Raw genomic sequence first — 8977 nt, 5'->3', positions numbered from 1 at the left:
GCGGAAGAACTGGGTCGTACGACCTTGGTCTAGGGAGAATGTTCTCCTTTTGCTTCGACTTTGGTTCGATCCTGCGACTGACTGGTCGCGCGCCAGATCGCCCAGGTCGCCTGGAAGCAGAGGAAGGCGACGAAGACGTCGAACAGGTATTCCGGCCAGCGCACGGGCAGCAGCCTCGCGGCGAGGCCAAGCAGCGCAAAGCCGGTGGTCGAGATCGCGTCGTTCCGGCTCGACAGCCAGGTCGCCTTGATTACCGGATTGGACTCGGCCCGGAAGCGCCAGAGCACGCCGATGATGAGATAGGCGATCAGGATCGCGCTCGCGGCCGAGAAGCCGAGCGTGAACAGCTCGATCGGCCGCGGCCGCAGGATCTTGTCCCAGAGGTCGTAGAGCGTATGGAAGCCCGCGACCGCCATGACAGCGCCGATGCCGAGCGCCGCCAGCTTCTCGGCCCGCTCGTCGCGGCCGAAGACCAGCGCCGCGATGCCATAGAGCGCAACGTCGTAGACCCAGTCGACGCCGTCCTTGAACAATTGGTTGTTGCCGACGGCAATCGCCCAGAGCACGACATTGCCGGCGAAGATCAGGATGCCGAGCGCGATGCCCCAGATCGTCAGCCGATAGGCAGGCCCGACCTTTGGATCGACCGGGGCGGCATGGCCGGGCTCGCTCTGCACTGAACTCTCAAGGCCCGCCACTGGAAGCTCCGCGCCGCGCAGCGCCAGTCTCGCGCAATCGGCCTGCACGGCAAGCCAAACTTCCTTCCCAACGCGCGGAGCGCATGTTTAGCTGGCGCGACGCAACCGCAGGGAGAGATGAGCAGGCCGAGCATCGCGATCCGCGCGAGACGCCACAGGCGGCCGCGACGCGCGAGCAGATCGAAATTTCAGAGCATTCTTTGACGGGGAGAAGATTGGCATGACTGCGATCATTGGTTTCCTCAATACCGTCTTCTGGGGCTATGTCCTGATCTATGGCCTGCTGGCGGTCGGCATCTACTTCACGCTGCGGCTGAAATTCGTTCAGATCCTGCATTTTCCCGAGCTTTTCCGCTCGGTGCTCAACGCCCCTGTCGAAGACAAGAGCGGCATCACCCCGTTCCAGGCGCTCTGCACCAGCCTCGCCTCGCGCGTCGGCACCGGCAATCTCGCCGGCGTCGCGGTCGCGCTCTATCTCGGCGGCCCTGGCGCGATCTTCTGGATGTGGATGGTCGCCCTCGTCGGCATGGCCACCGCCTATTCGGAAAGCACGCTCGCCCAGCTCTACAAGGTCCGCGACGAGAACGGGCAATATCGCGGCGGCCCGGCCTTCTACATCGCCAAGGGCCTGAACGCGCCCTGGGCCGCGGTGCTGTTCTCGCTCTGCCTGATCCTGGTCTTCGGCCTGGTCTTCAACGCCGTGCAGGCCAACTCGATCGCCGACGCGATGCAGGGCGCCTTCGGCTTCAACAAGATCTATGTCGGCGTCGCCCTGGCGATCCTTTCGGCGGTCGTCATCTTCGGCGGCATCAGCACGATCGCCCGCGTCGCCGAATATGTCGTGCCGTTCATGGCGATCGCCTATCTCCTGGTCGCGATCTACGTGCTGGTCGTGAACATCGCCGAGGTGCCGGCGATGTTCGCCCTCATCGTCAAGAGCGCCTTCGGGCTGGAGGCCGCTGGCGGCGGCATCGCCGCGGCGATGCTGAACGGCGTCAAGCGCGGCCTGTTCTCCAACGAGGCCGGGATGGGCTCGGCCCCCAACATCGCCGCCGTGGCGACGCCGAACCCTCATCACCCGTCGTCGCAGGGCTTCGTCCAGGCGCTCGGCGTCTTCATCGACACCATCCTGATCTGCACGGCGACGGCGATCATGATCCTGCTCTCGCACAAGCTGGTGCCGGGCTCAGGGATCACCGGTACGCCGCTGACACAGGAGGCGATGACGGTGCATATCGGCGCCGCCGGGCGCTATTTCATCGCGGTGGCGATCTTCTTCTTCGCCTTCACCTCGATCATCGGCAATTACGCCTATGCCGAGAACGCGATGACCTATCTCGGCGCCAACGGCACGACCGGATTGACCATCCTGCGGCTTGCGTCGCTGGCGATGGTGATCTGGGGCGCCTATGAGAGCGTCGCGACCGTGTTCGACGCCGCCGATGCGGTGATGGGGCTGATGGCGACGATCAATCTGATCGCGATCGTGCTTTTGTCGGGAACGGTGGCCAAGCTCACCGCCGACTTCCTCGTCCAGCGCAAGACCGGAGTGCCACGCTTCGAAGCCACGCAATATCCCGAACTCGCCGGCAAGATCGACCGCGAGATCTGGGACGAGAAATAGCCGCGAAACCGGCCGGCGTCGCCCTGGCGGCGCCGGTTGGCGATGAGCTTCTCAGCCGCGGCCGACGAGCGGGGCCTTGGTCGCCATCACCGTGACAAAGAGGATGTTGGCCTCGAGCGGCAGGCCTGCCATGTGCAGCACGGTGGTGGCGACATGGTCGACATCCATCACCGGCTCGACCTTGATCGAGCCGTCCGGCTGCGGCACGCCGGTGGTCATCTTCTTGGCCATCTCGGTCAGCGCGTTGCCGATGTCGACCTGGCCGACGGCGATGTCGTATTTGCGCCCGTCGAGCGAGGCGGTCTTGGTCAGGCCGGAGATGGCGTGCTTGGTCGCCGTGTAGGCGGCTGAGTTCGGCCGCGGCACCTGTGCCGAGATCGAGCCATTGTTGATGATGCGCCCGCCACGCGGCTCCTGCGACTTCATCGCCTTGAAGGCTTCCTGCGTGCACAGGAACGGGCCGGTCAGGTTGGTGTCGACCACCTTCTGCCAGTCCTCCAGCGAGAGGTCCTCGAGCAGCACGCCGCCCGGCGCATTGACACCGGCATTGTTGAACAGCACGTCGACGCGGCCGAACTTGGCCTTGGTGGCAGCGAACAGCGCCTCGACCGACTTCTTGTCGGTCACGTCGGTCGAGACCGCCAGTGCCTGCTCGGCCGGCGCGCCCGAAAGCTTGATCGTCTCTTCCAGCGCATCGGTGCGGCGCCCGGCCAGCACGGTGCGGTAGCCGTCCTTCAGGAAGGCGATGGCGACTGACCTGCCGACGCCCGAACCGGCACCGGTGATGATCGCGACCTTGTTATGCCCAGACATGCGCTTCCTCGCCTTACCGTGATTTAAACCGTTTCAGGTGCCGCACCTTAGCAGCGTATGCAGTATACGGAACCAGCATTCCTGCAAACCAGTCCCGCTCCTGCGCTTGCCTGACGCAGGCTCTGGCTTACTGTGACGGCGAGAGAGGTTCCACATGGCTGGTCTCGATCGTCGCGACGTCATCATCGGTGCAGCCGGCCTCGCCGCAGCTCCTGCGCTCGCCCAGCAGCGTGGAGACCTCATGTTTCAAATTCTGTACGAGGGCAACCTCTTCGCCGATTACTTCCAAATCTATCTCTGCGACGAAAACCATTCTGATCTGCCCGAAGCCTTCACAGACGAGGATATCGCCCGCCGCCTTGTAGCTGGCCCCCAGGAAGTCGTTGTCTTCACCGCGCGCAATATGCACGTGCCGGTTCGCGTTGAATGGCATCCTCAACGCCCTGCCCCGAACCTCGATGGCTATCAGCATGTCGTCGAAGCCGGATTTGCCTGCCCTTCGGGCCGGCTCGTGCTGGCCGGCTTGACCGACTACATCCCTAGCTCTCCCCGGCTTGCGGTGAAAACCGGCGTGCTCGGAGTGCGGGCAAACATGTCCGGTCTCGATACCCTTAGGGAAAACGGGCTGGACGGGGACGACCGCTATTTGGTCCAGCTATGGCCAGGGACGCAACCGGACGCCGCGCGCGTGTTGAAGGCCTGGCCACAGGAATAGATTTTCGCACGATCGCCGGGGTTTGCGAGTACATGTGCCGAGCGAGGGAGGACGCGTCATGACCAGCCTGAACCGTCGCGGTTTCATCGCAGCCGGAGCCGCAGGCCTTGCTGGTCCCGCCTTCGCCCAACAGCCCGGCCACGAGCAGCATGGTGGCCATTACGAGCGATTGAACCAGCCCGGCCGCATCGGCAAGCCTGAGCTCGCCACCTCGCAGAACGTGTTCGATTCACCGGCGCCCAAGGCCGCCAATCCGGGCCGCTGGAGCGCAAAGGCGCTGCTGCCGCTGCCGCGCTCGGAAATGGCATGGGCCGCGGCCCATGACGACCGCATGCACATCGTCGGCGGCTATGGCGAGCAGCGCACCGACCGGCCCTATCACCATGTCTACGACCCCAAGGCCGACAAATGGGTCGACGGCGCGCCGCTGCCGCAGGGCGCCAACCATGTCGGCGTCGCCTTCCTCGACGGCAAACTCTACGCCATCGGCGGCTTCCTCGAGCAGAACCGCAAGCCGCATCCGCAATGCTTCGTCTATGATCCGAAGGCGGACAAGTGGGCGCAGATCGCGCCCCTGCCCCGCCCGATCGGCTCGGCCGCGATCGTCGGCCTGAACGGCCTGCTGTATTCGATCGGCGGCGCGATCGGCGACACCACCGAGAGCAAGACCTCGGTCAACTGGCACCGCGTCTACGATCCCAAGGCCGATGCCTGGAGCGAGCGCACGCCGTTGCCGACGGCGCGCGACCACACCGGAACGCTGGCGATCGGCAACCTCATTCATGTCATCGGCGGCCGCGTCGATAGCTTCCACACCAATTCGAACCTGCACCACGCCTATGACCCGTCGACAGACAAATGGGCGCCGCGCAACCCGCTGCCGACCGCCCGCTCCGGCCATGGCGCCGTGCTCTATCGCGGCAAGGTCTTCATCATGGGCGGCGAAGGCACCAACCGCGTCTTCGGCCAGATGGAAGCTTACGACCCCGCCAGCGACGGCTGGGAGCAATATGCCCCGATGCTGACGCCCCGCCACGGCCTCGGCGCTGCGCTTGTCGGTGACGCCATCCACGTCGCCGGCGGCGGCCCGATCATGGGTGGGGGCGTGCAGAGCGCGATCCACGAAGCATTCAGTCTCGGATAGGCGAGCGAACGCCCGAGCGCTCGCAGCGCTACGACTGCGAGCCGGCATACTTGTCAAATGACATCCCGTAGGGAAATCGCCCCGACTACCAAGGGCGAATGACTGCGCCGAGAATCGTTTTCCGCACTACCGGCATCGCGTGCCGACTGGCGCTTCGCGCCCCTGGGCCGCACAGCGGGATGCATTGATGCGGTCTCAGGTTCTGGAGGTCCTGACCAGGAAGCTGGAGGCACGGTCGGCGCTGTCCATCGCCGACCGCGGCATCCTGCTTGGACTGCCCATCACGGTGAGACGTTACGAGGCCCGCAAAGACATCATCCCTGAGGGCCGGCATAACGATCAGTGCTGCATCGTCATCGAGGGATTGCTCTGCCGCTACAAGGTCATCAAGGACGGTGGCCGGCAAATCCTGTCGCTGCACATGCCTGGCGATATCCCCGACCTGCAGTCGATCCATATCGACGTCATGGACCACACCGTCGGAACGATCTCGGCCGCGACGGTCGGCTTCATACCGCACTCGGCGATCAAGCAGGCGCTGCAGCACTCCCGCGAGCTTTCACGGGCATTCTGGCTGGAGGTCCTGATCGAGACCTCGATCCTGCGCGGATGGACCGCCAGCATCGGCAAGCGCAGCGCCCCGGCAAGGATCGCCCACTTCCTTTGCGAATACATCACGCGCATGAGGTCGATCGGTCTCTCGGACGGAATGACCTGCGTCATGCCACTGACCCAGACCGAGATCGGCGACGCGCTGGGTCTGTCGACTGTTCACATAAACAAGAAGCTGCGCGAGCTGCGCCGGGCCAAGCTCGTCGAACTTCGCGCCGGCCAGCTACGCGTGCTAAATTGGCGGGAGTTGAGCGATCGGGCCGATTTCGATCCGAACTATCTGCACCTGCCTCTTTTGAAGAAGTAGATGTTTTTCCCGCCGAGCGCGGAACACAGGGCAAGGAGCGGCATTCTGCGAATATGGCACGCTTCTATTTCGACACCGATGACGGCATGGTTGCCGACGCCGACGACGAAGGCGTCGACTTTCCCGACCGCGAAAGCGCGAAGCATGCCGCTCATGCCATCCTGGCGGTGATGATCGGCGAGAAGCTGCCGATCGCCGACCACATTGGCCTGCGCGTCGTGGTGCGCGACGAATATGGCCGGCCCTTCTATCGCGCCGGATTGAACCTGGAAGGCGCAGAGATTCCGCAGAACTAGATGCCGGAAGTTCCGAGTTTACGCTGGCGCACTGCCGGGCGAGAGACGCCCAGCTTAGCTGGCTCAACTAGGGCCGGCTCACAGAATCGCTCGGCACTGAAGAAGGCGTTGCGAACCGCTCAAGCACGAAAGCGGCCGCCGCCGTCGCGGCAATGGCGAACACCAGCCGTCCGAACAGCACGCTGGTCAAATCGGCGCCGAGCGCGACCACGATCAGCGTGTCCTCGATCAGGCTGTGGGCGAAGCCCATGAAGACGCTGGCGAGGAAGACCTGGCGTGGCTCGATCGGCTGCCGGCGCACCTCGGCCAGCATCAGCCCGCTGCCATAGGAGATGCCGAGCAGCAGGCCGACGGTGGTGAACGGCAGCGCCTCCCGGCGCAGGCCAGCCAAACGGAACAGCGGAGCGAGCGCCTTGTAGAGCGCATCGAGAACGCCCGCTGCCCTCAGCACCTCCATCACCCAGGTCAGAGTGAGCAGGACCGCGAGCATGACCACGAGCGTCTTCGCCAGCCCTTGGAAGAAGCCGATCCAGCCGCCCTCGCCTGCTGCGGGGATCCAGACCGGGGCCATCGGCTGCGACAGCCAGCCGGTCGCGGCAAAGAGCTGGTGCAGCAGCGCGGCGAAGGCCATCGCCCCGGCGATGCGGATGATCGACGTCGCCCAGAAGTTCGGTCCGGCCTTGGCGACGATGCGCTGCTCGACCGGGATGGCATGCGCCATCAGCAGCAGGGTCGAGAACACCGTCATGTCGGCACTGCTGAGCGCCAGCGTCGGCACCAGGGTGAACAGCACGATCACCCCGCCCCACATCCCGACCAGCAGCCCGGTCAGCCAGGCCAGCGCCAGCTCCGGCGGCAGACCGAAGAGCTGCATCGCCGGCGCTAGCCAGGGCGACACGGCCTTGATGACCCCGAACTCCGCCAGAGCCTGCGTCGCGATCGCGATCGGCACCATGACCACGACGAGCTCGCGATAGACGGTGAAGGTCTCGATCGTCTTGCGGCGGAACTGGGTCTGAAGCGGCATCGGCGGCAATCCTCGGTCAACACCGGGACGCTAGCGCCGATGCGTGCGCGGCGGTGGTCAAAATCGTCGGCTTCGTGCAATTTTATTGCACGAAGCTTGGCTGGGAATGGCCGCAATGGACCACATCGACAAAAAGCTGCTCAACCTGCTGCAGACCGACGCCTCGCGCACCAATGCGCAGCTCGCCGACGAGGTCGGCCTTGCGCCGTCGAGCTGCCTGCGCCGAATCAGGCGGCTGGAGGCAGCCGGGCTGATCCTGCGCACCGTCGCGATCCTCGATCCCGCCAGGAGCGGCAAGGGCCTCAAGGTCATCATCGCCGTCGAGCTCGCCCGCCATGACGAGCCGAGCCGGCGGCGGTTCCTGGAACTGGCGGCGCGCCAGCCGGCGGTCGTCCAGGCCTATGGCGTCACCGGCCAGACCGATGTGATGCTGATGCTGCGGGTGGCCGACATGGATGAGGTGACGGCGCTGTGCGAGCTGCTCTTCGACGGGCACAGCAATGTCACGCGCTATTACACCATGGTCGTGAACAAGACCGCCAAGGAGACGACGGCGGTTCCGCTGTGAACACCCGTCACAACCCGCTGATCTCGCTGGGAAAGTTCCTGTCGCGAGCAAAGCAGCGACACCATGCAGGGGAAGCTTGGCGATATCCTGCATACAAAATTCCGCATACACTCTTGCCGCCTGTCGCCAAGCACTCTACTCCTTGCATGCAAGAAGCCAGGACTAGCTTGGCAATGACAAAGCATGGGAGGAGTATGATGAAGGGTTTCCGCAAGCTCGCTTTGGCTGTCGCCACGCTCGCGATCGGCGCAGCGCCGGCCTTCGCCTTCCCGGATCGGCCGGTGCAGTTGATCGTGCCCTGGGCGGCCGGCGGCGGCATGGACGCGGTGATGCGCATCTTCGCCAACGGGCTCGAGGCCGAGCTGAAGCAGCCGGTCAACGTCATCAACCGCACCGGCGGCGGCGGCGTTACCGGCCATACCGCGATCGCGACCGGCGCGGCCGACGGCTACACGATCGGCGGCGTCAGCCCGGAGCTCTCGTTCTTCAAGACGCTCGGCCTCGGTGACCTGACGGTCGACAGCGTCGACATGTTCTCGCGCGTCTCTCTGATTCCTGCGGGCGTCACGGTCAAGGCGGACGCGCCCTACAAGACCGTCGCCGACTTTCTCAAGGCGGTGAAAGAGAGCCCGAAGGGCACCTTTACCTCGTCCGGCACCGGCACCGGCGGCTCCTGGCACATCGCCTCGGGCGGACTGATGAAGGCGGCCGGCCTGCCAGCCGACCAGATCCGCTGGGTGCCGAGCAATGGCGGCGCCCCGGCTCTGCAGGATCTCGCAGCCGGCGGCATCACCGCCTTCACCGGCTCGCCGATCGAGGCCAAGGCGATGCTCGATGGCGGGCGCGTGCGCACCATCCTGATGATGACCGAGGAGCGTCACCCGAACTTCCCCGACGTGCCCAGCGCCAAGGAAGCCGGCCTCGACTGGACCTATCAGAATTGGTTCGCCATCGCCGCCCCCAAGGGCGTGCCGGCCGATCGCCGCAAGATCCTCTACGAGGCGGCAGAACGCACGATGAAGCGCGAAGATGTCCGCAAGGGCATGGCCGATCGTGGCATCACCCCGGTCTGGGACACGCCGGCGCAATTGCAGGACTATGTGAAGACCTTCAGCGAGCGCGGCAACGGCGTGCTGAAGGAACTCGGCCTGGCGAAGAACTGACGCCGACACC

The 8977-nt window shown here is 65.0% G+C and carries 10 protein-coding genes; 7 read left to right on the top strand and 3 right to left on the bottom strand.

What is annotated here, in order from left to right:
• Positions 1-29: 29 nt before the first annotated feature.
• Positions 30-698 (bottom strand): cation efflux transmembrane domain-containing protein, encoded by a 669-nt coding sequence (locus tag ACQKLX_RS26815; RefSeq protein ID WP_427364614.1) that lies wholly within the window; start codon positions 696-698, stop codon positions 30-32.
• A 220-nt stretch (positions 699-918) separates the two neighbouring features.
• Between ACQKLX_RS26815 and ACQKLX_RS26810 the strand changes: the two genes are divergently transcribed.
• A complete protein-coding gene (locus tag ACQKLX_RS26810; RefSeq protein ID WP_427364613.1) occupies positions 919-2322 on the top strand; it encodes an alanine/glycine:cation symporter family protein in 1404 nt (467 codons plus the stop codon).
• A 51-nt stretch (positions 2323-2373) separates the two neighbouring features.
• Here ACQKLX_RS26810 and ACQKLX_RS26805 read toward each other — a convergent pair whose 3' ends face one another.
• A complete protein-coding gene (locus ACQKLX_RS26805) occupies positions 2374-3135 on the bottom strand; it encodes an SDR family oxidoreductase (protein WP_427364612.1) in 762 nt (253 codons plus the stop codon).
• Between the two features lie 154 nt (positions 3136-3289).
• Between ACQKLX_RS26805 and ACQKLX_RS26800 the strand changes: the two genes are divergently transcribed.
• The 4 genes from ACQKLX_RS26800 (at position 3290) to ACQKLX_RS26785 (ending at position 6209) form a co-directional block, all read left to right on the top strand.
• Positions 3290-3850 carry a hypothetical protein gene (locus ACQKLX_RS26800; RefSeq protein WP_427364611.1) on the top strand — a complete coding sequence of 187 codons (561 nt, stop codon included), beginning with the start codon at positions 3290-3292 and terminating at the stop codon, positions 3848-3850.
• A gap of 58 nt (positions 3851-3908) precedes the next feature.
• A complete protein-coding gene (locus ACQKLX_RS26795; RefSeq protein ID WP_427364610.1) occupies positions 3909-4994 on the top strand; it encodes a Kelch repeat-containing protein in 1086 nt (361 codons plus the stop codon).
• Positions 4995-5133: 139 nt separating this feature from the next.
• On the top strand, positions 5134-5913 hold the full coding sequence (locus tag ACQKLX_RS26790) for a Crp/Fnr family transcriptional regulator (RefSeq protein WP_427364609.1): 780 nt from the start codon (positions 5134-5136) through the stop codon (positions 5911-5913).
• A 53-nt stretch (positions 5914-5966) separates the two neighbouring features.
• Positions 5967-6209 (top strand): DUF6894 family protein, encoded by a 243-nt coding sequence (locus ACQKLX_RS26785; RefSeq protein WP_427364608.1) that lies wholly within the window; start codon positions 5967-5969, stop codon positions 6207-6209.
• 67 nt (positions 6210-6276) lie between these two features.
• Here ACQKLX_RS26785 and ACQKLX_RS26780 read toward each other — a convergent pair whose 3' ends face one another.
• Positions 6277-7236: a nucleoside recognition domain-containing protein gene (locus ACQKLX_RS26780; protein WP_427364607.1), complete on the bottom strand. Its 960-nt coding sequence runs from the start codon at positions 7234-7236 to the stop codon at positions 6277-6279.
• Positions 7237-7351: 115 nt separating this feature from the next.
• On the opposite strand from ACQKLX_RS26780, the gene ACQKLX_RS26775 reads away from it, so the two are divergent.
• Both ACQKLX_RS26775 and ACQKLX_RS26770 read left to right on the top strand, forming a co-directional pair.
• Positions 7352-7804 (top strand): Lrp/AsnC family transcriptional regulator, encoded by a 453-nt coding sequence (locus tag ACQKLX_RS26775; RefSeq protein WP_427364606.1) that lies wholly within the window; start codon positions 7352-7354, stop codon positions 7802-7804.
• Positions 7805-8001: 197 nt separating this feature from the next.
• Positions 8002-8967, top strand: a complete 966-nt coding sequence (locus ACQKLX_RS26770; protein WP_427364605.1) for a Bug family tripartite tricarboxylate transporter substrate binding protein — start codon at positions 8002-8004, stop codon at positions 8965-8967.
• Positions 8968-8977 lie beyond the last annotated feature (10 nt).

It is taken from the genome of Allobosea sp. NPDC003192, from assembly GCF_050275675.1.
Lineage (GTDB): Bacteria > Pseudomonadota > Alphaproteobacteria > Rhizobiales > Beijerinckiaceae > Allobosea.
The sequence above is the reverse complement of the archived record's forward strand: the minus strand, read 5'-3'. Positions and strand labels throughout refer to the sequence as shown.

Bases quoted from the DNA above. Each gene is read 5' to 3' on its own strand.
- ACQKLX_RS26800 (WP_427364611.1), top strand. From the start codon at position 3,290: ATGGCTGGTCTCGATCGTCGCGACGTCATCATCGGTGCAGCCGGCCTC.
- ACQKLX_RS26810 (WP_427364613.1), top strand. From the start codon at position 919: ATGACTGCGATCATTGGTTTCCTCAATACCGTCTTCTGGGGCTATGTC.
- ACQKLX_RS26770 (WP_427364605.1), top strand. From the start codon at position 8,002: ATGAAGGGTTTCCGCAAGCTCGCTTTGGCTGTCGCCACGCTCGCGATC.
- ACQKLX_RS26805 (WP_427364612.1), bottom strand. From the start codon at position 3,135: ATGTCTGGGCATAACAAGGTCGCGATCATCACCGGTGCCGGTTCGGGC.
- ACQKLX_RS26780 (WP_427364607.1), bottom strand. From the start codon at position 7,236: ATGCCGCTTCAGACCCAGTTCCGCCGCAAGACGATCGAGACCTTCACC.
- ACQKLX_RS26785 (WP_427364608.1), top strand. From the start codon at position 5,967: ATGGCACGCTTCTATTTCGACACCGATGACGGCATGGTTGCCGACGCC.
- ACQKLX_RS26795 (WP_427364610.1), top strand. From the start codon at position 3,909: ATGACCAGCCTGAACCGTCGCGGTTTCATCGCAGCCGGAGCCGCAGGC.
- ACQKLX_RS26775 (WP_427364606.1), top strand. From the start codon at position 7,352: ATGGACCACATCGACAAAAAGCTGCTCAACCTGCTGCAGACCGACGCC.